The sequence below is a fragment of the Bacillus sp. FSL K6-4563 genome, from assembly GCF_038630405.1.
In the GTDB taxonomy this organism is placed as follows: Bacteria; Bacillota; Bacilli; order Bacillales; family Bacillaceae; genus Bacillus; species Bacillus pumilus.
The window spans coordinates 1,642,263-1,667,403 of the sequence record NZ_CP152030.1 but is presented as its reverse complement, the minus strand read 5'-3'; the positions used below and the strand labels follow the sequence as shown (position 1 = coordinate 1,667,403).

The 25,141-nt window shown below is 39.8% G+C and carries 27 protein-coding genes; 1 reads left to right on the top strand and 26 read right to left on the bottom strand.

Annotated elements, in window-relative coordinates:
* Positions 1-109: 109 nt before the first annotated feature.
* The 26 genes from dapA to MHH54_RS08165 form a co-directional block, all read right to left on the bottom strand.
* Positions 110-976, bottom strand: coding sequence for a 4-hydroxy-tetrahydrodipicolinate synthase (gene dapA / locus MHH54_RS08290; RefSeq protein ID WP_003211660.1), 867 nt, complete (start codon positions 974-976; stop codon positions 110-112).
* A gap of 30 nt (positions 977-1,006) precedes the next feature.
* Positions 1,007-2,221: an aspartate kinase gene (dapG, locus tag MHH54_RS08285; RefSeq protein ID WP_012010005.1), complete on the bottom strand. Its 1,215-nt coding sequence runs from the start codon at positions 2,219-2,221 to the stop codon at positions 1,007-1,009.
* Positions 2,222-2,313: 92 nt separating this feature from the next.
* A complete protein-coding gene (asd, locus tag MHH54_RS08280) occupies positions 2,314-3,333 on the bottom strand; it encodes an aspartate-semialdehyde dehydrogenase (protein WP_340961102.1) in 1,020 nt (339 codons plus the stop codon).
* A 139-nt stretch (positions 3,334-3,472) separates the two neighbouring features.
* Positions 3,473-4,066 carry a dipicolinate synthase subunit B gene (gene dpaB, locus MHH54_RS08275; protein ID WP_050945000.1) on the bottom strand — a complete coding sequence of 198 codons (594 nt, stop codon included), beginning with the start codon at positions 4,064-4,066 and terminating at the stop codon, positions 3,473-3,475.
* Positions 4,063-4,965 carry a dipicolinic acid synthetase subunit A gene (dpaA, locus tag MHH54_RS08270; protein ID WP_340961103.1) on the bottom strand — a complete coding sequence of 301 codons (903 nt, stop codon included), beginning with the start codon at positions 4,963-4,965 and terminating at the stop codon, positions 4,063-4,065. Before dpaA ends, dpaB begins: the two co-directional genes overlap by 4 nt.
* A 123-nt stretch (positions 4,966-5,088) precedes the next feature.
* On the bottom strand, positions 5,089-5,361 hold the full coding sequence (locus MHH54_RS08265) for a YlmC/YmxH family sporulation protein (RefSeq protein WP_012010001.1): 273 nt from the start codon (positions 5,359-5,361) through the stop codon (positions 5,089-5,091).
* Positions 5,362-5,431: 70 nt separating this feature from the next.
* Complete coding sequence (locus MHH54_RS08260) at positions 5,432-6,355, bottom strand: aminoglycoside phosphotransferase family protein (protein ID WP_342500849.1); 924 nt, start codon at positions 6,353-6,355, stop codon at positions 5,432-5,434.
* Between the two features lie 73 nt (positions 6,356-6,428).
* Complete coding sequence (locus MHH54_RS08255) at positions 6,429-7,658, bottom strand: pitrilysin family protein (RefSeq protein ID WP_050945004.1); 1,230 nt, start codon at positions 7,656-7,658, stop codon at positions 6,429-6,431.
* A gap of 33 nt (positions 7,659-7,691) precedes the next feature.
* The gene (locus MHH54_RS08250; RefSeq protein ID WP_223250646.1) at positions 7,692-8,585 is read right to left on the bottom strand and encodes a polysaccharide deacetylase family protein; all 894 of its coding nucleotides are present in this window, start codon (positions 8,583-8,585) and stop codon (positions 7,692-7,694) included.
* Between the two features lie 174 nt (positions 8,586-8,759).
* Entirely contained in the window at positions 8,760-10,877 is a 2,118-nt protein-coding gene (pnp, locus tag MHH54_RS08245) for a polyribonucleotide nucleotidyltransferase (RefSeq protein ID WP_003211098.1), read from the bottom strand.
* Between the two features lie 181 nt (positions 10,878-11,058).
* Positions 11,059-11,328 (bottom strand): 30S ribosomal protein S15, encoded by a 270-nt coding sequence (rpsO, locus tag MHH54_RS08240; RefSeq protein ID WP_012009997.1) that lies wholly within the window; start codon positions 11,326-11,328, stop codon positions 11,059-11,061.
* A 155-nt stretch (positions 11,329-11,483) separates the two neighbouring features.
* Positions 11,484-12,434 (bottom strand): bifunctional riboflavin kinase/FAD synthetase, encoded by a 951-nt coding sequence (gene ribF / locus MHH54_RS08235; protein ID WP_342500848.1) that lies wholly within the window; start codon positions 12,432-12,434, stop codon positions 11,484-11,486.
* Positions 12,435-12,452: 18 nt separating this feature from the next.
* Positions 12,453-13,382: a tRNA pseudouridine(55) synthase TruB gene (truB, locus tag MHH54_RS08230; protein WP_003211771.1), complete on the bottom strand. Its 930-nt coding sequence runs from the start codon at positions 13,380-13,382 to the stop codon at positions 12,453-12,455.
* A gap of 68 nt (positions 13,383-13,450) precedes the next feature.
* The gene (gene rbfA, locus MHH54_RS08225) at positions 13,451-13,801 is read right to left on the bottom strand and encodes a 30S ribosome-binding factor RbfA (protein WP_003210803.1); all 351 of its coding nucleotides are present in this window, start codon (positions 13,799-13,801) and stop codon (positions 13,451-13,453) included.
* A gap of 17 nt (positions 13,802-13,818) precedes the next feature.
* Positions 13,819-14,097 (bottom strand): DUF503 domain-containing protein, encoded by a 279-nt coding sequence (locus MHH54_RS08220; protein WP_012009994.1) that lies wholly within the window; start codon positions 14,095-14,097, stop codon positions 13,819-13,821.
* A complete protein-coding gene (infB, locus tag MHH54_RS08215) occupies positions 14,094-16,214 on the bottom strand; it encodes a translation initiation factor IF-2 (RefSeq protein ID WP_003212253.1) in 2,121 nt (706 codons plus the stop codon). The genes MHH54_RS08220 and infB overlap by 4 nt, the downstream gene beginning before the upstream one ends.
* A gap of 19 nt (positions 16,215-16,233) precedes the next feature.
* Positions 16,234-16,536, bottom strand: a complete 303-nt coding sequence (locus MHH54_RS08210; RefSeq protein WP_034619894.1) for a YlxQ family RNA-binding protein — start codon at positions 16,534-16,536, stop codon at positions 16,234-16,236.
* Entirely contained in the window at positions 16,529-16,813 is a 285-nt protein-coding gene (locus MHH54_RS08205) for a YlxR family protein (RefSeq protein ID WP_003210758.1), read from the bottom strand. Before MHH54_RS08205 ends, MHH54_RS08210 begins: the two co-directional genes overlap by 8 nt.
* Before the next feature lie 15 nt (positions 16,814-16,828).
* The gene (nusA, locus tag MHH54_RS08200; RefSeq protein ID WP_003211013.1) at positions 16,829-17,944 is read right to left on the bottom strand and encodes a transcription termination factor NusA; all 1,116 of its coding nucleotides are present in this window, start codon (positions 17,942-17,944) and stop codon (positions 16,829-16,831) included.
* A gap of 32 nt (positions 17,945-17,976) precedes the next feature.
* Entirely contained in the window at positions 17,977-18,450 is a 474-nt protein-coding gene (gene rimP, locus MHH54_RS08195; protein ID WP_003211398.1) for a ribosome maturation factor RimP, read from the bottom strand.
* A gap of 658 nt (positions 18,451-19,108) precedes the next feature.
* Positions 19,109-19,912, bottom strand: coding sequence for a class I SAM-dependent methyltransferase (locus MHH54_RS08190; RefSeq protein ID WP_003211105.1), 804 nt, complete (start codon positions 19,910-19,912; stop codon positions 19,109-19,111).
* Between the two features lie 28 nt (positions 19,913-19,940).
* Positions 19,941-20,534: a CPBP family intramembrane glutamic endopeptidase gene (locus MHH54_RS08185; protein WP_342500847.1), complete on the bottom strand. Its 594-nt coding sequence runs from the start codon at positions 20,532-20,534 to the stop codon at positions 19,941-19,943.
* An 82-nt stretch (positions 20,535-20,616) separates the two neighbouring features.
* On the bottom strand, positions 20,617-21,426 hold the full coding sequence (locus MHH54_RS08180; RefSeq protein WP_050945016.1) for a SagB/ThcOx family dehydrogenase: 810 nt from the start codon (positions 21,424-21,426) through the stop codon (positions 20,617-20,619).
* Between the two features lie 24 nt (positions 21,427-21,450).
* Positions 21,451-22,797, bottom strand: coding sequence for a YcaO-like family protein (locus MHH54_RS08175; protein ID WP_003211025.1), 1,347 nt, complete (start codon positions 22,795-22,797; stop codon positions 21,451-21,453).
* Positions 22,798-22,799: 2 nt separating this feature from the next.
* Positions 22,800-23,780 (bottom strand): TOMM precursor leader peptide-binding protein, encoded by a 981-nt coding sequence (locus MHH54_RS08170; protein ID WP_003210769.1) that lies wholly within the window; start codon positions 23,778-23,780, stop codon positions 22,800-22,802.
* Between the two features lie 24 nt (positions 23,781-23,804).
* Positions 23,805-24,503 carry a hypothetical protein gene (locus MHH54_RS08165; protein WP_003211085.1) on the bottom strand — a complete coding sequence of 233 codons (699 nt, stop codon included), beginning with the start codon at positions 24,501-24,503 and terminating at the stop codon, positions 23,805-23,807.
* Positions 24,504-24,922: 419 nt separating this feature from the next.
* Here MHH54_RS08165 and MHH54_RS08160 point away from each other — a divergent pair, with 419 nt between their 5' ends.
* A complete protein-coding gene (locus tag MHH54_RS08160; protein ID WP_003212531.1) occupies positions 24,923-25,048 on the top strand; it encodes a plantazolicin family TOMM peptide in 126 nt (41 codons plus the stop codon).
* Positions 25,049-25,141 lie beyond the last annotated feature (93 nt).

The following is a 25,141-nucleotide window of genomic DNA, read 5'->3' as shown; positions in this document are numbered from 1 at the left end:
AATTTTAGAAAACAAGATGAAGTCACATTTTAAGAAAGTGTTTATGTATAAAAAACGGTCATACTCAGGGACATCTGAGAATGACCGCTTACGAAATCTTTTGTTTTGATCAGCTGTTTAAGACGCTACTTAAATCCAGTCTCTCTTCTTCTGACAAAGGTAGAAGCGGAAGACGAACCGATCCGACATCTAGTCCTTTCAGCTGAAGAGCTGTTTTGACAGGCGTTGGATTTGGCGCTGAGAATAGCTGTTTCATGATTGGAAGCAGCTTTTGATGGATCAATGCGGCATTGGCCGTTTGACCTGAAGCATAGCTTTTCAGCATTTGCTGCATATCAAGCCCTACGATATGAGACGCCACAGAGACTACTCCTTTTGCACCAACAGATACAGCTGGAAGTGTTAAGCTGTCGTCACCTGAATAGACATCGAAATCCTCTGGTGTCTCTGCAATGATTTTTGTCATGGCATCAAGATCACCACTTGCTTCTTTGATTGCGACAATGTTAGGTATTTGCGCAAGCTTAATGGTTGTTTCTGGGGCTAATGACGCAGCCGTTCTCCCTGGTACATTGTAAAGCATGACAGGAAGAGATGTAGACTCGGCAATGGCTTTAAAGTGTGCATACATGCCTTCCTGTGATGGCTTGTTGTAGTAAGGTACGACAAGCATCACTGCATCAACGCCCGCTTCTTCTGCTTTTTTCGTTAGTTTGATAGACGCATTTGTATTATTACTGCCTGTTCCTGCAATGATTTTACAACGACCATTTGCTAATTTTACCGATTGCTGAAAAAGAGCGACTTTTTCCTCAGTCGATAAAGTTGGCGATTCGCCTGTTGTCCCTGCAACGACTAATGAGTCACTGCCGTTTTTTAACAAGTAATCAATGAGAATTGATAGCTTTTGGAAATCAATGTTGCCCTTTTTATCAAAAGGTGTAATCATAGCTGTTGCGATATTTCCGAAATTCATTTTTTTCACCTCATCATGATTCAATCACATTTATCTTGAAAGTTCAAACACTTCGTGCAGGGCATTGACAGCCGCTCTCATGTTTTCTTCGTTCACTAGCACCCAAATGGTCGTATGGCTGTCAGCCGATTGTAAAATCGGAATGTTTTGCTCGGATAGAGCCGATACAATTTTTGATGTGACACCTGGTACACCCATGATGCCTGCGCCAACAGCTGATACTTTCGCACAATTTGTTGTGACAATTGGCGTATAACCAAGATCTTTTAGGATCGAGGTTGCCTTTTCAGTCATTGCACCTGTCACGGTATACACAATCTCACTCGGTGTAATATTGAAGAAATCAACACTGATTTGTGCATTAGCCATTGCTTTAAAGACCTCAGTTTGGACGCTGTATTGCCCTTCTTTTGCCGGGACTTTGATTTGCGTCACATCATTGACATGTGCAATACCCGTAATGAGGCGGTCGTACACATCATGGCTCATTTTATCTGAGTAGTGTGACGTGACGAGTGTGCCCTCTTCATCAGAGTATGTTGAACGGACCCTCATTGGTACTTTTGCTTGCATCGCAATTTCGACAGCTCTCGGGTGAATGACTTTTGCTCCTTGATATGCAAGGTTGCAAATTTCTGTATATGTCACGACTCTGAGCGGCTTTGCATTTTCAACAATGCGGGGATCTGCCGTCATGACGCCTTCTACATCTGTAAAAATATCAATAAAGTCTGCCTGTAATGCAGCACCTAAAGCAGCTGCGGACGTATCACTGCCGCCTCGTCCAATTGTGGTCACGTCTCCATTTTTCGCGGCTCCTTGGAACCCAGCAACAACGACAACATCATGTTCAGATAGTGCCGCCTCGAGACGTTCGCACTTCATATCAATAATTTTCGCACTCGTATGTTCCTTATCTGTCACAAAGCCAGCCTGTGCGCCTGTCATCGCTACAGCTTTTAGCCCGTTTTCATTCAGCATGCTTGAAAACACAACAGCTGAAATATTCTCTCCGCAGGAAACGAGCAAGTCTTTTTCTCGATTTGTCATATGCTGCGCGCTGCCGTAAAGCAGACCAAGCAGCGTATCTGTCGCATAAGGATCGCCTTTTCGTCCCATTGCGGAAACGACGACAACAGATTTATAGCCTTTCTCTTTTGCCGATAAGATATGTGCAAGTGCCCTTTTTCTACCTTGATCATCTTTGACAGATGTACCGCCAAATTTTTGGACAATTATTTTCACTGTTTTCACTCCAAGTTCATTCTGACGTAACAGAAGAGAGCTGGCGAAAGATGCCTAACTCTCTTCTGTTCGTCCTCATCATCCATTGAATGTTAAACTAATTTTAATGCTTTTAAGCTTTCTGCAATTTGAACGGAGTTCCATGCAGCGCCTTTTAGCAGGTTATCAGATACAATCCACATATGGAATCCGTTTGGACGGTCCAAATCTTTCCGAATGCGGCCGACAAATACGTCGTTTTTCCCAACAGCATCTGCAGGCATTGGATAAATTTGCTGAGACGGATCATCTTGCAGTGTAATGCCTGGAGCATCTTTTAGAATGGACTTGACGTCTTCAACTTTTGCGTCGTTTGATGCTAGTTCGACGTAAACAGATTCTGAATGTCCTGTTTCAATTGGAAGTCTCACACATGTTGCCGCTACTTCCAGCTCTGGCATATGCATGATTTTTTTCGTTTCGTTGATCATTTTCATTTCTTCAAATGTATAGCCATTGTCTTGGAATTTATCAATTTGCGGAATCGCATTAAATGCAATTTGATAAGGCATGACTTCTGGCTTCACATCTTCTTTATTTAAAATGGCTTGTGATTGGCTATATAGCTCGTCAATGGCTTCATGTCCTGCACCTGATACGGCTTGGTAAGTGGACACGATGACTTTTTTCAAGCCATACGCCTGACGAAGCGGTTCTAATGCCGCAACCATTTGAATCGTTGAACAGTTAGGGTTTGCAATGATTCCTTTATGGTCATGCAAGTCTTTTTCGTTTACCTCTGGTACGACAAGAGGGATGTTTTCGTCCATACGGAAAGCACTTGTGTTGTCTACAACAATCGCACCTCGTTTGACTGCTTCAGGAGCTAGCGCCTTGGAAACATTTCCTCCAGCACTGAATAATGCAATACTTACTCCTTCAAAGCTTTCAGGTGTTGCTTCCTGTACAGTATACTCTTGACCTCTGAATGTCACTTTTGTTCCAGCAGAACGTTTTGAGGATAGTAGAGTCAGTGTATCCATTTCAAAATCTCTGTCAGCTAGTGTTTTTAACATTTGTTGACCGACAGCTCCAGTCGCTCCAACTACAGCTACATGCAATCCTCTTCCCATCAGTAAAACTCCTTCCGACCCATCCATGATTCTTTTCTTTCGGATGGCCATCCTATGACTTTTTACATTTTATTTTACCATAGAAAAGCAAGGCTTGAAGCATCTTTTTTGAATCTTTCATGATTTTCTAGTGAATCTATTATTCGCTTGGTCCAATTAAAATTGGCTGAATTTGTCTATGCTGAAGTGCCTCTTCTACTGTTTGAGAAAGCAAATCCATGTTCGCGACCATGGAGGTCGGTTTTTTAAATGGATCATCCTGGCCAAATGGAATAAAGAAAATATTTTTTGTCGACATCAGCCTCATCAGATTTGTACCATTTAAGCCTAGCGCATCATTTGTTGAAATTCCTAAAACGACAGGACGATGATTTCGAATGGTTGCTTTTGCAGCCATTAAAACAGGGCTGTCTGTCATGGCATTTGCGAATTTCGCCATCGAGTTCCCTGTTAATGGAGCAATGACCATACAATCAAGTGGTAGCTTAGGCCCGAGCGGCTCTGCTTTCACGATTGAGTCAATCGCCTTAAAGCCAGTCAGCTTCTCGATCCGCTCAATCCAGTCCGCCCCATCTCCGAATCTTGTATTCGTGTTCTGGACCGTATATGACACCACTGGACGCACTTCTGCTCCTTCTTTTACAAGTGCTTCGATTTGCGGATAAACCGCTTCGTACGTACAGTGGGAACCAGTTAAGCCAAAGCCGATTCTTTTCCCTTTTAATGTTGTCATGATTCCATCCCCCTTTTTTCCTCTGCAAGTTCACATAAGAGCCCAGAAAGCACTTTTGCAATGATTTGCCCTGCTGTCTTTGGTGCAACAATTCCCGGGAGTCCAGGTGCAAGAAGCGCCTTCACTCCGTGTTTTTGTGCAAAGTCAAAGTCTGTTCCTCCTGGGCGGGAGGCGATATCCAAAATGAGTGTCTTTGGTGTCATGCTGACGATGACAGATGAATCTAATACAAGGCTTGGAATGGTATTGATGATGATATCTACATCTGTTACTTCTTCTTTTAACCGGTCCATTGAAAATGGATCGAGTCCCATTTCAAAGGCCCGCGCTAAATGCGCTGTATCTGCTGCCCCTACTTTTACATCCGCACCGAGTGTCCGAAATGTGCGGGCAATGGTGAGTCCTGTTCTTCCGAGTCCAAGAACAGCGACACGTGATCCATGAATCGTATAATCCGTTTGCTGAATGGCCATCATGATAATCCCTTCAACTGTTGGAATAGAGTTATATATGGCAATATCATCTCGCTCAAACAGCTTCACAAGTTTTCGGTTCACCTGCTTTGCCAGATTGTCTAAGTACGTATTAGAAATACCTGAGTACAAGGTACAATGGGCAGGGGTTCTTTCTAAATATGTTGCTTCTAGTAACACCTGCTCATTTGAGAAAACTGTCGCGACAACACCTTCATCCGTTGCCCCTGATACTGGCAGGATCATACTGTCTACCTGTTCGAATGGTAGTTCTGACATTTTTAGCTTTTCAGCCCCAATAAATCCGTGATCCAGCTGATCAAATCCAACCAAAAACACTTTGGCATGCTGCTGTGACAGCTTGCGAATAATTTCAAGCTGCCTTGCATCTCCCCCGATCACCGCAACCGTTAAACCGCTCAACATACTGACCGTTCACCTTCTTTATTTAAAAAAGTCTGTAATATTTTCTGAATCTCCCTTTTAGCATATGAGGAGAGGATTCAGCCTGTGAACAAATCGAAGAGAGAAAAGAAAAAGAGCACCCATTTATGATGGATGCTCTTTTTCCCCGGGCGGCTGAAGTGCTTCAGGCACATCGAGAATGATCATATCTGATCCTATTTTTTGAATGTGATTCCACGGGACGCGGATGTCATTTCCTTGCTTTCGAAAGCCAAACCACTTCACCGAAGGTATGATGAGTGCTGTGATTTGACCGTCCTGTTCATTGATTTCAAGGTCGGTTTGTCCAAGCACGCCAAGCCGCTCCGCTCTTTTGATATCGACGATCTCTTTTCCTGACAGCTCACTTAGCCTCAAAATCGCATCACTTCCCTTCCGTATCATATATGCAGCCACAAGAAGAAATAGACCGTCCCGCTTTTGCAAGTTATGCATGATGCCAATTTGAATACCAAGCTGGTTTCAGTTGATGAAAGTGATCATGGTCTGCCAGCATTCTCTCCACTCGGTTCACCATATCTTGTACATGTTCAGTGTCATAAGAAAGCGTCCAAACAATAGAAGAAAAGCAGCTCATTGCTGTATAGATAGAAAAAAGAAGCCAAAAATCGTCTGTGGCCTGCGTATTTACATAGTGATCCAGTTGCCCTGCTGAAAACGGAATACTATTTTCTCGGCTAAATAAGGACAATTTATAAAAATCATGAACTGGATCACCCCAGTCAGATTGATCAAAATCAATGACGCCGGCATACTCACCTTCTTGTATGATGATATTCCCCAAATGAAAATCATCATGCTGGAATTGATTAGGTCTCGTCTTTACCGCATCAGCATGTGATTTGATAAAATCTAATACGAATTGCTCTTTCGTAAAGGTCACTCCACTTGATTGATAGGCATGTACATACCGTTCATGTTTCGACATGACTCTCTCATCCCATGGCGCGACATGAGAAGGTGCGGGACATGTATGCATGAAATTCAGCTCTCTGCCTGCCCGTCTTCCGATTTCATACTGCTCTTCATTTGTAAGCAGATGGATGGTTGCTCTAGCGTTCTCTCCTTCAATAAAAGAGAAAATACGATAGGTACAGTTAAGTTCAGGATTCATTCCAACCTCCATGACTTCAGAACATAGAAGCCCTCGATTTTTAAACTTTTGCTGAACTGACGCTTTTCTTTTAAAATTAGTATACGTTTTGAGATTTGATAACTTGAGCACCAGCTTTTCACTTGAGGATGTTGTGACGAGGTAAGTACGGTTTCCAGAAAAGCCAGATGTCATCGGCTGAAAGGAGATGGCTTGTGTCAGAAGCGGAGAGAGGAGTTTCAGTTTTTCACGTTCCATGTAAGCAGTGCCCCTTTCTACTTGATATACAATAAACGGCAGACCTCATAAGAAGCCTGCCGTGTTGTTTACATTATGATGGCTGATCACCCGTAGGACTAATAAGCGAGAGCGCATAATCCTCAGTAAAGATTCGTTTTGATAAGTTATTCACACCATCTAATGTGACTTTATTGATTTCTTCAATAATTTCATCAAGTGTACGATGTTTGCCAAGGAGCAGTTCATTTTTACCGTTTCGGCTCATCTTACTGTTTGTGCTTTCAAGACTGAGCATTAGGTTCCCTTTCATTTGTTCCTTAGAGTTTTCAAGCTCTTTTTGCGTGATTCCCTCACGCTTTAAGACGTCTAGCGTTTGTAAGATGGTTTCAGAGAGCAGGTTTAACTGCTTCGCTCCAGTCCCGCCATAAATCGTCAGCATGCCGTTATCCGCAAATGAACTGTGATAGCTGAAAACGGAATAGGCGAGGCCTTTGTCTTCTCTTACATCCTGAAATAAGCGGCTGCTCATGCTTCCCCCAAGAACATTATTTAAGACGATTAAGTCATAGATGCCTTTGTCTCCAGCTGGGAGGCCATTAAAGCCCATGCATAGATGCGCTTGCTCTGTTTCCTTTTTGCGTGTGAGCTTGTCATAGTGAAATTGCGGCGCTTCTACAGGCTGTTTTTTTCCTTTCGTTTCATACGAACCGAACAACTTTTCAACTTCACTAATGAATGTGTCATCCACATTCCCTGCAACAGAGATAACGACGCGGTCCGGCGTGTAGAATTCATCCATATAAGCTCTAAGAGAGTCACCGTTAAAGGTAGAAAGTGTTTCTTCTGTTCCTAAAATCGGGAACCCTAAAGAATGATCACCATAAATCGCTTTGCTCAACAGATCGTGAACGATATCATCAGGTGTATCCTCATACATTTTGATTTCTTCATATACTACATTTTTTTCTTTTTTCAGCTCTTCTTCATCAAAAGCAGAGTGGAAGAACATGTCGCTTAATACATCGAGGGCGTAGCCGGCATGTGAATCAAGCACCTTTGCATAGTAGCAAGTGTATTCTTTTGACGTAAAGGCATTTACTTGACCACCGATGCGGTCAAAGGATTCTGCGATATCACGTGCAGATCTCGTCTTTGTCCCTTTAAAGAACATATGCTCTAAAAAGTGTGAGATTCCGTTAATTTCTGGTGTCTCATGTCTAGAACCCGTTCCAATCCAGACGCCAATTGCGACAGATCTTACAGTGGGATTGTTTTCAAGTACAATTCTTACTCCGTTTTGGCATGTATACGTTTTGACCAAGTTTTGCTCCTCCTATTCAACAAACAGATCGGATCACGGATGTCTTTTTTCACTTAGGAGGTCAGAAACCGTTCCTAATTCATATCCTCTTTCCTTGATTTGAGTGATAAGTGCGTCAAGACTTTTCGCCGTCGAATCTGTTGGATGCATTAATATCATCGCCCCATTGTGAATTTTTCCAAGCACCCGTTTTTGTAGTACGTTTGGTGACGGTTTTTGCCAGTCAATGGTGTCTACCGTCCACATAATGGTTTCCATTCCTTCTTCTGCGGCAAGCTTCACTGTTTCTTCTTTAAAGCTACCGCTTGGAGGGGCGAACCACTTCGGTTTTTTTCCAAGGGATTCTTCAATTTGACGATTTGTTTTGGTAATCTGCTCTAATGCTCGTTCTCTTGTCAGTGTGCGCATATCTGGGTGATTGTATGAATGGTTTCCAATTTCATGACCATCTGCCACGATCTTTTTAGCAAGATCCGTGCTTTTTTTCACCCATTTGCCCTCTAAGAAAAAGGTCGCCTTGACCTGATGCTTTTCCAGTGTCTTTAACATCTTGATTAAATGCTCGTCACCCCAAGCGACGTTGATGAGGAAAGCATTCATTTTTTTATCTGGATGTCCCTTGTAAATGGGTTCAGCACCAAGTTCATGTAAATGAATAGAAGGTTTTGTTTCATTGAAAACAAGCAGCTTTTCATCAAATGACCCTTGTTTTTTCATTTTTTCATAAGAGGCATCGATATTGACCGTCTGTCCATTTAGACCAGGCATCTTTTTCCACACTTTATCAATCTTAGCATTTTGCGCCTTCACTTCATAGTCAGAAGACTTCGATTCAATCTCTTGATATAAAATATCTTTTGAAACAGATGCAACCTCAGCATGCTCTTTCATTGATTCAATATATGTAACAGCAGCCGGCTGCTTCATCGTTTGATATGACACGAGCAGTAAAAATACAAACACAATGAATGGTAATGTTTTTTTCAATGGTTGTCCCTCCCCTTTATCACAAATTATGATGGGGAGAAACAAGCTAGAACTATTGTTAGCGCAAGAAAAGAAAGAAGCCTGGTACGGATACCTGGCTTCTAACATATTTCATTAAGACTGTTTTTCTTCTTTTTCCTTTTCTTCACGTAAAACAGCTTTGCGAGAAAGGTTCACACGGCCTTGTTTATCGATTTCAGTGACTTTAACAAGTAATTCATCGCCAATCTTCACGACATCTTCTACTTTGCCTACACGATCAAGCGCAAGCTCAGAAATATGAACAAGTCCATCTTTGCCGCTGAAGATTTCAAGAAAAGCACCGAATTTTTCAATGCGTTTTACTTTACCTAAGTAAAGTTGTCCTACTTCAACTTCTCTCACAAGATCTTCAATGATTTTCTTCGCTTTTTGGTTCATGTCTTCTTCTGTAGAAGAGATAAAGATTGTACCATCTTGTTCAATATCGATTTTCACACCGGTATCTTCAATGATTTTATTGATTTGTTTACCGCTTGGTCCAATGACATCGCGAATTTTATCAGGATTGATTTTCATCGTTAAGATTTTTGGTGCATAACGAGACAACTCTCCTCTAGAAGCAGGAATCGTTGACAACATGCTATCTAAGATTTCCATTCTTCCTTTTTTCGCTTGTTGGAGCGCTTCTTCCAAAATGTCTTTTGATAGACCATCGATTTTGATATCCATTTGAAGTGCTGTTACACCTTTTGATGTACCTGCAACTTTAAAGTCCATATCACCAAGTGCATCTTCCATTCCTTGAATGTCTGTCAGCACTGTGTAGTATTCACCGGATTTCACAAGTCCCATTGCAATCCCTGCAACTGGTGCTTTAATTGGAACACCCGCATCCATCATCGCAAGTGTGCTTGCGCAAATACTTGCTTGTGAAGTAGATCCGTTTGATTCTAGTACCTCAGACACAAGGCGAACCGTATAAGGGAAATCTTTTTCAGATGGGATCACTGGTTCTAATGCCCGTTCACCTAGCGCTCCATGTCCAATTTCACGGCGGCCTGGGCCACGCATTGGACCTGTCTCACCAACACTGAATTGAGGGAAGTTGTAATGGTGCATGAAGCGTTTTGATTCTTCAACGCCTAGACCATCAAGAATTTGCACATCGCCAAGTGCACCTAATGTACAAATACTGAGCGCCTGTGTTTGTCCTCTTGTAAATAGACCTGAACCGTGCGTTCTTGGTAGAAGTCCTACTTCTGAAGAAAGTGGACGGATTTGATCTACACCACGTCCATCTGGACGTACTTTCTCTTCAGTGATCAGACGACGAACTTCATTTTTGACAAGCTTGTTTAATACGTCTTTCGCTTGTTTAATTGTCGCTTCGTCGCGATCTTCTTCTTCAAATTTCTCAACCACAGCTTTTTTCACTGCACTGATTGCATCTTCACGTGCATGCTTCTCATGTACTTGAATCGCTTTCAGCAGGTCTGTTTCAGCAAGTGCTTTTACTTCGTCTGCTAACGTTTGATCTACTTCATATAGAGGAATATCGATTTTTGCTTTACCGACTGCTTTGACAATTTCCTCTTGGAATTCGATTAAACGTTTGATCTCTTGGTGACCATACATGATAGCTTCAAGCATTGTTTCTTCTGGTACTTCATCAGCACCAGCTTCAACCATGTTGATCGCATCTTTTGTTCCAGCGACTACAAGGTTGATGTCACTTTGTTCAAGCTGTTCTACATTTGGATTGATGATAAACTTTCCATCAACTCGTCCTACTGTAACGCCAGCGATTGGTCCCTCAAATGGAATGTCAGACACACATAATGCTAAAGATGAGCCAAACATTGCAGCCATTTCAGATGAACAATCTTGATCCACACTCATGACGATACTAATAACTTGTACTTCGTTTCTAAATCCATCAGCAAATAATGGACGGATTGGTCTATCAATTAAGCGGCTCGCAAGGATCGCTTTTTCACTTGGACGGCCTTCTCTTTTAATGAAGCCACCAGGAATTTTACCTACTGCGTATAATCTTTCTTCGTAGTTCACAGTGAGCGGGAAGAAATCAAGTGGTTTTGGTTCTTTAGAAGCTGTTGCTGAGCTAAGCACAGCTGTATCTCCGTAGCGTACGAGGACCGCTCCGTTTGCTTGCTTTGCAAGCTGGCCAGTTTCAACTGTCAGTTGACGTCCAGCCCAGTCTATGGTGAAGACATGTTTCTCTTGTCCCATTCTGAGAAAAACTCCTCTCTTATCTTGAAATTTTAGTTAATTCTTATTATGAACAAAATGATTTTCACATATCAATGTGAAAGGTGTATGTAGAAGGGTTTTTGCCATTCTTTCAACATTTTAACCATAAAATATTAGTGATTATACGATAAAAAAGCGGGAATCCTCCCGCTTTTTACGATTATCGACGTAAGCCTAGTTTGTTAATTAACTCACGGTAACGAGTTACGTCTTTATTACGTAGATACGTAAGAAGATTACGACGTCTACCTACCATTTTCAAAAGACCGCGACGTGAGTGGTGATCTTTCTTATGAGTACGTAAATGCTCGTTCAAGTTGTTAATTGATTCTGTTAGGACAGCGATCTGAACTTCTGGAGATCCAGTATCAGATTCGTGTGTTTTGAACTCACTAATTAATTGAGTTTTACGCTCTTGAGTAATAGCCATCCTGTTTCACCTCCAAATCATGTTAGCCCCATCTACCTCGCAACCGTCGGTGAAGTCGGCCTGCCAAGTAAGTGGTTTTAAAGCTACAGGAATAATCATACTAAAAATATGCTGAATTTGCAAATGGTAGAGCAGTTTTTCTATGAATTTTTTGTTTACTTTCGCTGATGTTGAAAAAACTGAATCGCTTCTTCTTTATCTTGACTGATTTGAGCCGTTAACTCCTGGATTCCGTTAAATTTTTGCTCACTGCGAATGCGCTTGAACCACTGTAATTTAATTGGTTCACCATATATTTCTTCGTTAAAATCAAAGAGGTTTACTTCAATGGCAGGCTGATCAGGGCGTTTTTCATAAAAGGTTGGTTTATAGCCAACATTACAAACACCGTCATACACTTTGCCTTTCACTTCTGCTCTTACTGCATAAACCCCTGTTGGCGGAATGATATATTCAGCAGATAAACCGACATTCGCAGTCGGAAAGCCGATCGTCCGTCCTCGTTTATCACCATGAATGACAATACCGCGCAGCTGGTACGGTTTTCCTAAAAGCTCACTCACATATTCAACATCCCCATTTTTCAATGCAGAGCGTATGAGTGTTGAGCTGACTTTTCGGTCTTGATTGGACAACTTAGGAACGATGGTGGCCATAATACGCCCTTTTCCGTACTCATCGAAGGTTTCCATTGTACCTGCACCAAAACGGCCAAACGTAAAATCAAAACCAGCTACTGCGTGCTTCACATTCAGCTCATCTAAATATTGATCGACAAACTCTTGAGGAGATAGCGCTGCAAAGCTTTCGCTGAACTGCACAATGTATAAATAGTCAGCGCCCAGTTGTTCGATGAAATCAATTTTATCCTCAAGCGGTGTAATTAAGTCCTTGGGTTCACGTGCTTTTTGCAAAACATGTGATGGGTGCGGATGAAAGGTCATGACCGCTAAAGCCAATCCTTCTTTTCTCGCAATGCTTTTTGCTGCGTCAATCACTTTTTGATGTCCGAGGTGAACACCGTCAAAATACCCTAAAGCCATAACAGACGGGTCTTGATCCTTTTGATTCAATGTATGTGGGTGTGAAATATGTATAGTCTTCACGAGATGGTCACCTTTTCTTTAAGATTGCTTGTCCTGAGATAAGATCTTCGCCGGCTTCATCAGATTCTGTTTGGTCGGATGCTTCATATATATCGCCATACACCGACCTGAAGGAGCAAAGACAGCGACACGATCTTCCTCTGCGAAATGAGCGAATTCATCAGGCATGGGCAGGACTGCACCGTTTTCCACTTTACTTGCTAATGTATCATTTATCTCCCATTTCGGCAAATGATTGAGCGCGCGCTCGATCGAGACAAGGTGCTCATCTACTGTGCCTTCTTCGCTTATATCTCGCAGCTCATCAAGGGTGATGCACTCATCTAGTGTAAAATCACCTGATCCTGTGCGAATGAGATGTGACATATGAGCTGGAAATCCTAGTTTCTTTCCAATATCAACTGCTAAGGTTCTGACATACGTTCCTTTTGAACATAAAACGGTGAATCTAAATGATACTTTTCCATTTTCAAATAAAGCAGGTGTTGTCCGCTCGATACGGTGAATCGTAATCTCGCGGCTCGGCCGCTCAATTTCAATGCCTTCTCTTGCATATTCGTAGAGTTTTTTTCCGCCAATTTTCACAGCCGAAAACATAGGAGGAATTTGTTCAATGGTTCCTTGAAACTGTTTCAGCACAGCATCAATGTCTTCTTCTGAGATGGGGTTTTGTACCTTTTTTTCTTCTACGATCTCACCTGTTTGGTCTTCTGTTGTTGTAGAAAATCCAATCGTGATTTCTGCATCATACGTTTTCGATTTATCTGTTAAGTATTCGACAATCTTCGTTGCTCTTCCAATACAAATGGGCAGAACACCTGATACCTCGGGGTCGAGGGTGCCTGTATGTCCGACTTTTTTTGTATGTAAGAGCTTTCTCACTTTGAACACACAGTCGTGAGAGGTCATCCCTATTTCTTTATGTAATAAAAGAACACCATTTACCATCTGCGCTCTCTCCTTTCGTAAACGATGAAAAAGGACAGACGATCATCGCCTATCCTTATTTCAACGTCTTATTCGTGATCTTTTGTGTTTAGTTCAGCAATTAGGCTTTCAATTCTGTTTCCGTAATCCACGGATTCATCGAATTCAAAGTGCAGTTCTGGTGTTTTGCGAAGTCTAATTCGATTGCCAATTTCAGAGCGGATATACCCTTTAGCCTTAGCAAGGCCTTTTAAGGTTTCCTCTCTTTTCTTCTCGTCACCGAGAACAGAAATGTAAACTTTCGCAATTTGCAAATCACCGGTTACTTCGACATCGGTTACAGTCAAAAAGCCGATTCTTGGATCTTTTAGCTTTCTGCCTAGGATGTCGCCTAATTCTTTTTTCATCTGCTCACCCACGCGGGTTGCTCTCATACTCATGATCATATCACCTCTAATTAAAACCACTCAGTTTTCGTGATCGTTCGTTCAATTTCAGGAAAAGAATCAATAAAGCTTAAAACACGCTGCAATTCCTTTTCCACTTGAACCCGGGATGAGGAAATCACGGCGATTCCAATTGATGTACGCTGCCATGTGTCCTGGTAATCCATTTCAGCCATGGTTACATTGAATTTATGGCGCGTTCTTGTCAATATACGCTGAAGAACCGCACGTTTTTCCTTCAGTGAGGAGGCATCATAAATGATGCACTCACATTCGGTATAACCGATCATTTTCTTTCGATTTCTTGCATAACAAATGATTCCAGAACATCGCCTTCACGGATATCATTGTATTTCTTAATGGTAATACCACATTCATAACCTTGTGAAACTTCTTTCACGTCATCTTTGAATCGTTTTAATACGTCGACTTCGCCTTCAAAAATAACGACGCCGTCACGAATTAAGCGGATACCACTATCTCTTGTGATGGTTCCTTCAGTGACATAACCACCAGCAATTGTACCGATTTTAGATACTTTGAACGTTTGACGAACTTCAACTTGACCGATGACTTTTTCTTCATATTCAGGGTCAAGCATTCCTTTCATCGCCGCTTCAATTTCATCGATGACTTTATAAATAATGCGGTGTAAGCGGATATCTACGTTTTCTGTTTCAGCTGTGCTCTTCGCGTTTCCATCAGGACGTACGTTAAATCCGATCACGATCGCATTAGAAGCACTTGCTAAAATAATATCAGATTCTGTAATCGCTCCAACACCCGTATGGATGATTTTCACTTTTACGCCTTCTACTTCAATTTTTTGAAGAGCGGCCGTCAGTGCTTCAGCAGAACCTTGTACGTCTGCTTTCACGATCAAGTTGATATCTTTCACTTCACCTTGTTTGATTTGCTCAAATAGGTCATCTAGAGATAATTTCGCTTTGTCTGAACGCTGTTCATCAAGCTGTTTCGAAGCACGCGCCTCACCTACTTGACGAGCTGTTTTTTCATCTTTGAATACGAGGAACTGATCCCCTGCATTTGGTACATCGTTTAAACCAGTGATTTCAACAGGTGTCGATGGTCCTGCTGTTTTCACGCGGCGTCCGATGTCATTGACCATTGCACGAACGCGCCCAAATGTATTTCCGACAACGATTGGGTCACCTACTTGAAGCGTACCAGTTTGAACAAGAAGGGTTGCAACTGACCCTCTTCCTTTATCAAGCTCAGCCTCGATAACAGTCCCTTTTGCCGCACGATTTGGGTTGGCTTTCAGTTCTCCAACTTCGCTGACAAGAAGGATCATTTCGATCAATTCGTCAATGCCTTCACCTGTTTTTGCAGATAGAGGAACGAAGATCGTTTCGCCGCCCCAAGCTTCTGGTACTAGACCATGCTCCGTTAATTCCTGCATCACACGGTCAGGGTTCGCTGTTGGTTTGTCAATTTTGTTGACAGCAACAATGATTGGCACTTCTGCTGCTTTCGCATGGTTAATAGCTTCTACCGTTTGCGGCATCACACCATCATCTGCTGCCACGACTAGAATGGTTGTATCCGTTACCTCGGCACCACGTGCACGCATCATTGTAAAGGCTGCGTGTCCAGGTGTATCAAGGAACGTGATTTTCTTGCCGTTTTCTTCAATTTGGTATGCACCGATATGCTGCGTGATTCCACCAGCTTCGCCTTCAACGACTTTCGTCTTACGAATGCTGTCAAGAAGCGTTGTTTTCCCGTGGTCAACGTGTCCCATGATCGTCACAACTGGAGGGCGTACTTGCATATCTTCTTCTTTATCTTCCACTTCATACTTTTCAAGTTCAGTTTCTTCTAAAATAATGACTTCCTCTACTGGAACGCCATATTCAGAAGCGATTAGTTCAACTGTATCTTTATCCAGCTCTTGGTTAATGGTTGCCATTACACCAAGCATCATCAGCTTTTTGATAATTTCAGCTGTTTCTTTTCCAAGCTCTTCAGCCAGCTGGCCGACTGTCATTGAATTTGTAAATTCAATTTTTTCAGGAAGCTCTTTCTTAGGCTTCACAGGTCTAGCTTGTTGATGCTGCGATTTGTTATTCCCACCGCGTTTATTTTTGTTTTTGTTTTGGTTGTTGTTTTTTTTGTTTTTATTAAATTGATTATTCTGCACGTCATTCTTCTTTCTATCATTGTTTTTGTTAGATGATTGTTTTTTTTGTTCTGCGGGTTTCTCGTTAGTTGTCTCTTTTGCTTTGGCTTTTTTATAGATAGCGTCTAGCTTTTTCACAGTGTCGTCTTCAAGCGTCGCCATGTGGTTGTTCACTTCCACATTCATATCCTTAAGCGCTGCTATAATATCTTTACTTGAAACATCTATGGCTTTTGCGTATTCATATACTCTCACTTTAGCCATTCGTTCACCCCCAAATAAATTAATCGAGCAAGCTTATAAGCTTCTTAGCGAAGCCTTGGTCAGTGACAGCGACAACTACGCGAGCTTCTTTCCCAATAGAACGTCCGAGAACGGAACGGTCTTCAATTTTTCTAACCGGAACATTATAAAATTTGCATTTGTCAGATACCTTTTTCTCTGTGTTCGGTGAGGCATCTGCTGCAAGAAGAACCAGCTTAGCACGCGCATGTCTAACTTCTTTGATCACAAGATCTTCTCCTGACACGACTTTACGAGCTCGATTTGCTAGACCAAGCAAAGGATACCACTTAGAATCAGTCATTTGGTTTTTTCACCTTTTCAGCTAGTTCTAGTAATTCTTCAAATATGTGTTCGTCAATCTGTGTCTGAAATTGCTGCTGTAAACTGCGTTTGTTCTTTGCCGCAAGAATGGTTTCTTTATCGAGAGAAAGGTAAGCTCCGCGTCCGTTCTTTTTTCCGGTTGCGTCAACAGACACTTCACCTTCTTTAGAACGAACAACACGGATCAGTTCTTTCTTTGGTTTCATTTCTCCCGTCACGACACATTTTCTAAGCGGGATTTTTTTTCGGCTATTCACCTTTTACATCACCTCTTATTCGTCAGATTCCTCAGCTACTGGTTCAGCCTCTAAGAAAAGAGATTCAGAGTCTTCAGTTCTTGGGAAAATACCGAGTTCCCTTGCATCTGTTTCGCTTTTAATGTCAATTTTCCAGCTAGTCAGCTTTGCTGCAAGACGAGCATTTTGACCTCTTTTACCAATGGCTAACGACAGCTGATAATCAGGGACAATGACTGTTGTCGCCTTATCTTCTTCATTCACAATAACATCAAGTACTTTTGATGGACTTAATGCATTGGCAACAAATTCAACCGGGTCATTAGACCAATGGACAATGTCAATTTTTTCGCCTTTTAGCTCGTTGACAATTGCTTGTACACGCTGGCCTTTTGGTCCAACACAAGAACCAACTGGGTCAACATCAGGATCATCCGTACGAACAGAGATTTTAGAACGGTCCCCAGCTTCTCTAGCAACCGATTTAAGCTCTACAGTACCATCATAAATTTCTGGCACTTCAATTTCAAATAAACGCTTTAAAAGACCTGGATGTGTTCTAGACACATAAATTTGTGGTCCTTTTGTTGTTTTTTCGACTTTTGTAATAAACACCTTAATACGGTCATGTGGTTTGTAGTCCTCATTTGGCATTTGTTCGTTGACCGGAAGAAGGGCTTCGATTTTGCCAAGTGACACGTAAATGAATTTACTGTCAATTCGCTGAACGATTCCCGTCATAATGTCTTCCTCGCGATCGATAAACTCAGTGTAGATCACACCTCGCTCTGCTTCTCTCACTCGCTGCGTCACCACTTGTTTCGCAGTCTGAGCTGCAATGCGTCCGAAATCTTTTGGCGTGACTTCAATTTCAACGACGTCACCTACCATGTAATTCGGGTTCATATTGGCTGCATCATCTACAGAGATTTCAAGGCGAGAATCATACACTTCATCTACAACATCTTTTCTTGCAAATACGCGAATTGTTCCCGTTTCGCGGTTTAAATCAACACGAACATTTTGCGCTTGATTAAAGTTACGCTTATATGCAGAAATGAGTGCAGCTTCTATCGCTTCAATAATAATTTCTTTACTAATACCCTTCTCTTTCTCGAGAACAGTCAGGGCATCTAACAACTCACTACTCATTTTTATGGTTCCCCCTTATATCAATGAAAAGGTTAATTGAACGAAACTGCTAATCTTGCGTTAGCTATTTTTTCGTATGGAATATTGATCTCTTTCTTTCTTGTCTTGATCTTCACTGTCACTGTTGCAATCTCACCATCAAAGCTTGTAAGCTCACCTTCAAATGCTTTTTCACCATCAATTGGTTCATATGTTTTCATGAAAACATTTTTTCCAAGTGCTTTTTCAAAATCAGCTTTTTTCTTTAATGGGCGCTCCGCTCCAGGAGAGGACACTTCAAGAAAGTAGTTTTGGCTAATCGGATCTGCCTCATCAAGCTTTTCGCTCAAGGCTTCGCTCACTTTGGCACATTCTTCGATATCGACGCCTTTATCAGAGTCAATAAACACGCGAAGGAACCAGTTTTGACCCTCTTTGACAAATTCAACATCAACGAGTTCAAGCTGTAAGCCATCTAAAATTGGCTGTACCATTTCGCTTACGACATCCACTACTTTTTTGCTCATTCTCTTCCTCCTTGTGCTTTCGATAAACGCTCTTATCAATCATTCTGCATAAAAACCCTGCTTTATGTGAGCAGGGGGAGCAGAAAACGGATGAATAATGTCGAGACAAAAATTGCCTGTTCAATACAAAAGAGCGGGTTTCCCCACTCTTGTCTCGGTAATCGTTAGCATTTCCATAAAAACTATACCATATCCAATTTTTTTATGCAAATGAAGTTCTTCCTTATAACAGGTACTCGTAAATCGTTTACTTTAAACCAATCATACCTCTCTCTTCCTTTATTATATATGCCAATATGAACAGAACGGGCTGGTGATAATCGCAGCTGTATACTATGGGCGAAGAACAGAACTCACTATGAAAGATGATCTCCATCTGCACTAAATCATTTTTATGTCGAAAAAGCATTTTGTATTAAACAGAATGGTTGATATTTAATATAGAAGAAAAGAGTGTAAATGTTAAAGAAATAAGCAGGCTTCCATTTTAATCGCTTTGCCTTTGCTCCCTCATTTCAAAGAAAACCCTTCCAACTTGTTTCTAGCGAATAAAATTGAGAAAAAATTCACATTGAACTCCATGGGAGAGTAGGCGGAATACTGTACTGATAACCTTAACATTACACATAAAGAAAGGACCATGTTTAGATGGAGTTATTTAGCCAGAATTTTTAATAAGCCACGCATGTAAAAGTACAGGTACTTTCTGCGTTGAACTGCTATATTGATCTGGAGCCTGTCTTAACGTTTGTTGTAAATTTCCATTTCCTATTAACGATAAAAATTCCATACTAAATGGGCTAAATCCTCCAATTATAGAAGTACCAATCTTATACATCATATCTTCTCTCGGTTTGGTAATATAGGTGAGTAACTGTTCAAACTCAGATAATGTCAACGAGGCATGATATTGATCATATATATACAGTTCTTCTTCTTTGCTCTGAACTGAACTCAATCCACTTTCTATACTATCTCGATTTAAATCAACAATATAAATCATAGATTCATTTGATAAATAAGGAAGTAACTGTTCTAATAATTCGATCGGATTTTCAAATAGCCCAAAACACAGATGTATTAAAATCACATCATAAATTTTAGCATGTGATGAAAAATTTTTTATATCTGTACAAATAAAATTGGCTTTTATATTTAATTTATTTGCACAATGTATGGCTTCTTCAGATGAATCAATCCCAGTCAAATCAGCTAGAGGTAATTGCTTAGATATATACTCAAGCATCTGACCTTGTCCACATCCTATATCTAAAATAGAGACAGGTGTTTTTTTGAATGTTAGTTGATAATAAGAAGTGAAAGTTTCAGCTGATAGAAATCGAGTAAATGGTGTTTCTCTATTATCATAATTTGAACTTATTTTTCTTTTATCTGGATCCGAAAACCATGACTGAGCCAGAGCTCTTTTTACTTCAAGCTCTTTGATTTTTTCTTGTATCATCACAGGGTTTACCACCTTTATAAAAGCCTCACCAGTCAGTTTCAGATAATACGGGAGGTTTCGTTTTGAATTCCTTTACTTTGAGAGGGTGAAAAAAATGAATGAACAAATTATGAGAAATATGAAATGCTATCGCTGCTAAAATCCCAAATGCAAAGTATGAAATAACTGTAATTAATGTAAAAAGAGACATATAAGCAGTTGACTTAGCACCGCCTAATGGTATATGCAGCAATATAAATCCTATCGAACTTACACAGATTGATATTGCAATAGATTCCCATAAATTCATTAATAAAGCCGGAAGAATAAAGCGCCAAATTACTTCTTCTGATAGAGCAGTCAATGGAAGAAAAACGATTGAATCAACATTGACAGCATATCTACCTTTAAATACAATCACTTTGTTTTTTATTTTCCATAGCACTGATGGTAAAAGTACTCCTAACAAAAAGAAAAATAAAATACCAAATACATTTTTACTATTGGAGACTTCAACAAAGAGTTCTTGAGAAAGCGCACCACAGCATATAGAAGCTCCGATAATGGTGAGTCCATCATAGCTCCTCTGAGGTGTGATATATGTTGTTAGCCTTCGATTGGTTGTTGATTTATCTCTCATGATTTTGACAACCATTTTAGAACTTAAGGGACCCAAAAAGTGAATGAGGATCCCTAAAGCTGCTATGATTGAAATCATTTATTTAAGTACCCGCAATCAATGTATAAATTGGGGCATCATCTACCCCATTAAATCCACCGATCAATTCCATCAACTCATCATCGATAAACCCTCCGAACGGTCGACTATTAATCTTCTGTGCAGTAGATAGCATGATCATATTTTGCATGACATGTCCTGCCTCCATAAAAACAAAGCGATAAGAACGATGTCCATACTTAAATCGAGAACGCCAAAAATTAGCTGAAATGACTATAGCAAATGCAAAATCTTGAACTGATTCTTCTTGTAACATTATTTTCTCAAATTCTTTTTCGGAGTAATCACCCATTTTAGTCAATCCTCTTCTATACGGATCGAAATGATAAACACCTTTGTCTAAAGTATCCACTTTATTGGCTACAATATATAGATCTAGAGGATAGAGCGCACCACCAGATGGTATAGGACGTCTAGGTCCTTCTTTACGCTCTACCAATCCATAACTCTTCTGTAAAACTGTTGAGAGTTGTTCTAATGAAACACTCCCCCCGCTAAAATAATCTGCACTTCTTCGTCCCTTAATGACATCGTCTAAAGATATATTTGTATTTAATGGTTTAGGTAGTGAAATTAATGGTAGGTCATCAAATCTTTTACTTGCATGTGTAGCAATCTTTTGCAAAGTTTGAGATCGAAGCAGTCCTGCAACACCAGGTGCGTCCCATGCCATTGAACCTCTATAGATTTTTGTTGCTTCAAACCAATTTTCAGAAGGATCATCAAACCGTAATGCTTCGTTTCCATACACAACATCAGCCAAATTAGTAGCATGTCTTTCAATACTATTCATATATTTAATCACCTTTCTACGATATTAAGGAAATGGATGCGGAATTGGATTCAGTTCTTCTAATTTAAAAGGTTTATCTACTAAACCTAATTGATAAGAATGTTTTAAAATTCGTTCTCCACCCAACATTCTACCTCTATATAGAACGTCAATCGGTTTATATCCAGGAATAATTGATTTTACGACATATGCACCAGCATCTTTTATATCAGGACTGGTTAAATCAAAAGTTGCTACATGATATCCTTGTTTTGATAAATGACTGACGAGACTAGTCCATAAGATATCTGGAGAACCATCATCAAACGGTGTATAATCATTAACATCCACTAATTTCTTACTCGCAGTTAAAAAATCAGCTTCTTTCACAATAGCTGTTCCAGCATAGAGTTTAATATGATCTTCAAAACTATTTATATCACGATGATAATCTACATCTACTAGCGCATTCCCTAATCGTTGTTCTGTTTTTACCCAAGTTCTTGTATACATTCCCTCTATTGCAGCTTTCTCACATGCTCTTTCAATTGAATGAGCAGAGGCAGCGCCAATAGCAAATGGAGCTAAATCTGTATGAGGATTTCTTATCACTGCCAAAATAGTAGGTACACCAGAAAAAACGGTCATATCTACTAAATGCAAATCAAGAGATGTAGGTTTAATATATCGTTCATAGAAATGTTTTAATCTAGGTGAAGTATTAATATCGATCTGCGGTAAACTTAACTTATTGTACCAAGTAAGCATAAATGCATCTCTTTCAATTGTTTCAAATAAACCTGAGATTGCCGCTTCTTGATATGTAATACCACATGCTAGTCCATTACTAGTTGCATGACCAATATTTGGGTCTCCTGGCCACTCAGTATAGTTTGCAATATGAATTAATTGAGCAGGCGTCCAAACTTCTTCATTATTTTCAGCAATATGACCTTTTCTCCACCATAATTTTGTATCTTCATTCCATACATTATGAGGAAAATTCGGATCTTCATATTGGGTGACAGCATACATTTCCCACTTATCAAAGCCAATTACTGATTTGTTTTCATTGATTAAGTCCTTTTGTGTTCCAAAACAAACTACATCAGAGTTTAAAGGTAAATAAGCTGCACTATATCTTTCTACCGTTTCACCTATAGCTGCTAATCTGGCTGCTGCTGGATTAGCAGACCCTCCCCCATTATAAGAATTAGATGGTACTCCAAATAAAATATTGCTGTCTGTACCATGCGCTCCATATGAATGACCCCATATATCATCAACGTCTCTGAGTTTTCTATACTCTCTACGGACTATCCCAACATAAGGATCCGCCAATTGGTCAAGTATCTCCCATGACTCTTCTAATGTTGTCCATTTATTAACCATAATTAATTTTTCACCTCACCATGAAACCAAACTTGAGGAAAACCGGTATCTGCAGCTGGAGAACACTTAGGGCATCTTGGTACTCTATAAACACGATGATTATGAACAGATACTCCCTTATCATCTAAATTAATTGTTGTAAATCCACCTGGTGTTGCACTTGGTGCGTAATCTTTTAAAGTGAGCCATTCTAGAATTAAATTACTTGCAATCCCGATTTGAACTAAATTAATCGGCATATGATAAACCGGCTTCTTTTCAGGATTTACAGGTTTGATTTTCATTAAGTCTGAACGCAGTACTTCGTCAGAAAAGTTCGCTGATTTTCGAAGGTTATAACAATGTAAACAAGCTGATTGATGTGGTATGAAAAATGGACCTACCCAAGATGTCTGTCCATCATATGGCACAATGCTTAACCAAGGTATATGGTCTTCTAATGCTAGGTCATTTATTTCTTCCAAAATCGGATCTAAATGAGATTTACCAATAGCAACCCTGATATTTGGTTGCTTAGTTATTTCTCCCTTAAGCACTACATGTAGCCCTGCCTCTTGCAAATGACGAATGAATTCTACAGCAACTGGATTGTGATCCTGCGCAATCACTTCAACAATCCCTGTTTTTAAACGATCTAGTATATCTTCAACCAATACTTGGCCACCGGCTCTTTCATAAGACAAAAGCGCAGTCAAATCAAAGTTCATATCAGTCTTAACACATATTCCATTCGCAACTAAAAATTCGAGGACATGTTTTAATTGATCACTCTCAATTTCAAAATTCTCCTCTAGCTCTTTAATTGAAACCCCATTATCTTTCGTGAGATGATTAGAAATTTCTTGAATAAATTCAATAATTCCTTCACCTTCAATTTTGGTGACAGTTTGCGCTTTTAAACCAATCAAACTGTCTTCTAATTTACCCAGCGTAACGTGTGGTGCTAATTTATATCTCGTGCTTTCTTGTTCTTTAACAAACATACATTATTCCTCCTTTAAGAATAACTAATTTGTATTTTTAAATAATTGTGCACTTGTTGGGGGATGACCAATTATTTGTTCTAGCGTTTTCGTAAATGGCTGTAATTGTTTTGAAGAAGAATATTCCTGAAATCCGACTAACCATTCTAATACATCTAAAGGCATATTATTTTGGGATAAAATTGTTATAACCTCTTCTTTACTTTTACAATATAATTCAATTTTCATGTCTAAATCCTTTTCAAAGATATCCTTAAGCCTACTCATACTTACTAACTCTGGCCCTGTTAAATCATATGCTTTTCCAGCGCGACTTCTAACATCTTTTTTAGGGATCAAACATGCCTTTATAACATCAATTGTATTAATCCAATTAACTCCCTCGGGAGAAAATGCAGTTATTAATTTTCCAGTAGCACCTGCCCATCCTCTATAAAGTTCTATATTGATATCAAGCGGTGAAGTCCTATAAAGTATACTATTCTGATAAATTTTCAATAATTCACTTTCAAGAGAACCTAGTTCATCCTCGACATTATGCCTTCTATTAGATAAAAGAATTGTTTCCGTTTGAAAATCAGTATTATTTATAAAAAATTCTTTGTCATAATTGACCGCTCCGCCCAAATCAATAACTTGAACAGGGTAGTCGTCATAATCAACTTTCATCTTCTCTAAATAGACTTTTATTGGTTCTCTAATACCGACATAATGAATACTCATAAACAGCACTTCCCTCTTTTCTCTTTCTTATCTCTCAGTTAGATAAAATGATTAAACTTTTAACAGAAATAGTAATCTTCTTTTTGAGTTCTTCATAACATAGTTAACCTCGACTTTTTTCATACATTTACTTAACTTAATATCTAAATACCCAAAATAATTGATCCAAATTAACATCACCCCTCAATTAAAAAATAACATCTAGACCATATAATGACTTTAAATACATAAAATTTTAATTATAGTATTATTTTCCATGGTCATATTAAACCACACTTTTTTGGTGTTATCAATGTACTTTTCAGAAAATATAAAACTTTCACACTTAATTATTGACAAATAAAGACTTATGAACCATCATATGTAATATATCAACTACATAATCTATGTTGATAAATTTTATTTAAGGAGGTTTAAAGATGACTAAAATTACAATTCCAACTGCTTTGTCTGCTAAGGTACATGGGGAAGGTCAACATTTATTTGAACCAATGGCTGCGCGCTGCACTTGCACAACAATCATCTCAAGTTCTTCAACTTTCTAATCAACTTTAGGTTTTTTCGTAATATATATGATTGAAAAAACCTCCCACACACTTAGCGAAGCAGATTAGTTAGGTGTGTGGTCATCTTTTATT

What these genes read in the sequence shown, in the direction of transcription:
- dapA (WP_003211660.1), bottom strand. Translation starts at nt 976, where the DNA reads ATGAATTTCGGAAATATCGCAACAGCTATGATTACACCTTTTGATAAA.
- asd (WP_340961102.1), bottom strand. Translation starts at nt 3,333, where the DNA reads ATGGGAAGAGGATTGCATGTAGCTGTAGTTGGAGCGACTGGAGCTGTC.
- dpaB (WP_050945000.1), bottom strand. Translation starts at nt 4,066, where the DNA reads ATGACAACATTAAAAGGGAAAAGAATCGGCTTTGGCTTAACTGGTTCC.
- dpaA (WP_340961103.1), bottom strand. Translation starts at nt 4,965, where the DNA reads ATGTTGAGCGGTTTAACGGTTGCGGTGATCGGGGGAGATGCAAGGCAG.
- MHH54_RS08260 (WP_342500849.1), bottom strand. Translation starts at nt 6,355, where the DNA reads ATGGAACGTGAAAAACTGAAACTCCTCTCTCCGCTTCTGACACAAGCC.
- MHH54_RS08250 (WP_223250646.1), bottom strand. Translation starts at nt 8,585, where the DNA reads ATGAAGCAGCCGGCTGCTGTTACATATATTGAATCAATGAAAGAGCAT.
- pnp (WP_003211098.1), bottom strand. Translation starts at nt 10,877, where the DNA reads ATGGGACAAGAGAAACATGTCTTCACCATAGACTGGGCTGGACGTCAA.
- rpsO (WP_012009997.1), bottom strand. Translation starts at nt 11,328, where the DNA reads ATGGCTATTACTCAAGAGCGTAAAACTCAATTAATTAGTGAGTTCAAA.
- truB (WP_003211771.1), bottom strand. Translation starts at nt 13,382, where the DNA reads ATGGTAAATGGTGTTCTTTTATTACATAAAGAAATAGGGATGACCTCT.
- rbfA (WP_003210803.1), bottom strand. Translation starts at nt 13,801, where the DNA reads ATGAGTATGAGAGCAACCCGCGTGGGTGAGCAGATGAAAAAAGAATTA.
- MHH54_RS08220 (WP_012009994.1), bottom strand. Translation starts at nt 14,097, where the DNA reads ATGATCGGTTATACCGAATGTGAGTGCATCATTTATGATGCCTCCTCA.
- infB (WP_003212253.1), bottom strand. Translation starts at nt 16,214, where the DNA reads ATGGCTAAAGTGAGAGTATATGAATACGCAAAAGCCATAGATGTTTCA.
- MHH54_RS08210 (WP_034619894.1), bottom strand. Translation starts at nt 16,536, where the DNA reads ATGACTGATTCTAAGTGGTATCCTTTGCTTGGTCTAGCAAATCGAGCT.
- nusA (WP_003211013.1), bottom strand. Translation starts at nt 17,944, where the DNA reads ATGAGTAGTGAGTTGTTAGATGCCCTGACTGTTCTCGAGAAAGAGAAG.
- rimP (WP_003211398.1), bottom strand. Translation starts at nt 18,450, where the DNA reads ATGAGCAAAAAAGTAGTGGATGTCGTAAGCGAAATGGTACAGCCAATT.
- MHH54_RS08190 (WP_003211105.1), bottom strand. Translation starts at nt 19,912, where the DNA reads ATGATACAAGAAAAAATCAAAGAGCTTGAAGTAAAAAGAGCTCTGGCT.
- MHH54_RS08185 (WP_342500847.1), bottom strand. Translation starts at nt 20,534, where the DNA reads ATGAGAGATAAATCAACAACCAATCGAAGGCTAACAACATATATCACA.
- MHH54_RS08180 (WP_050945016.1), bottom strand. Translation starts at nt 21,426, where the DNA reads ATGAATAGTATTGAAAGACATGCTACTAATTTGGCTGATGTTGTGTAT.
- MHH54_RS08175 (WP_003211025.1), bottom strand. Translation starts at nt 22,797, where the DNA reads ATGGTTAATAAATGGACAACATTAGAAGAGTCATGGGAGATACTTGAC.
- MHH54_RS08170 (WP_003210769.1), bottom strand. Translation starts at nt 23,780, where the DNA reads ATGTTTGTTAAAGAACAAGAAAGCACGAGATATAAATTAGCACCACAC.
- MHH54_RS08165 (WP_003211085.1), bottom strand. Translation starts at nt 24,503, where the DNA reads ATGAGTATTCATTATGTCGGTATTAGAGAACCAATAAAAGTCTATTTA.
- MHH54_RS08160 (WP_003212531.1), top strand. Translation starts at nt 24,923, where the DNA reads ATGACTAAAATTACAATTCCAACTGCTTTGTCTGCTAAGGTACATGGG.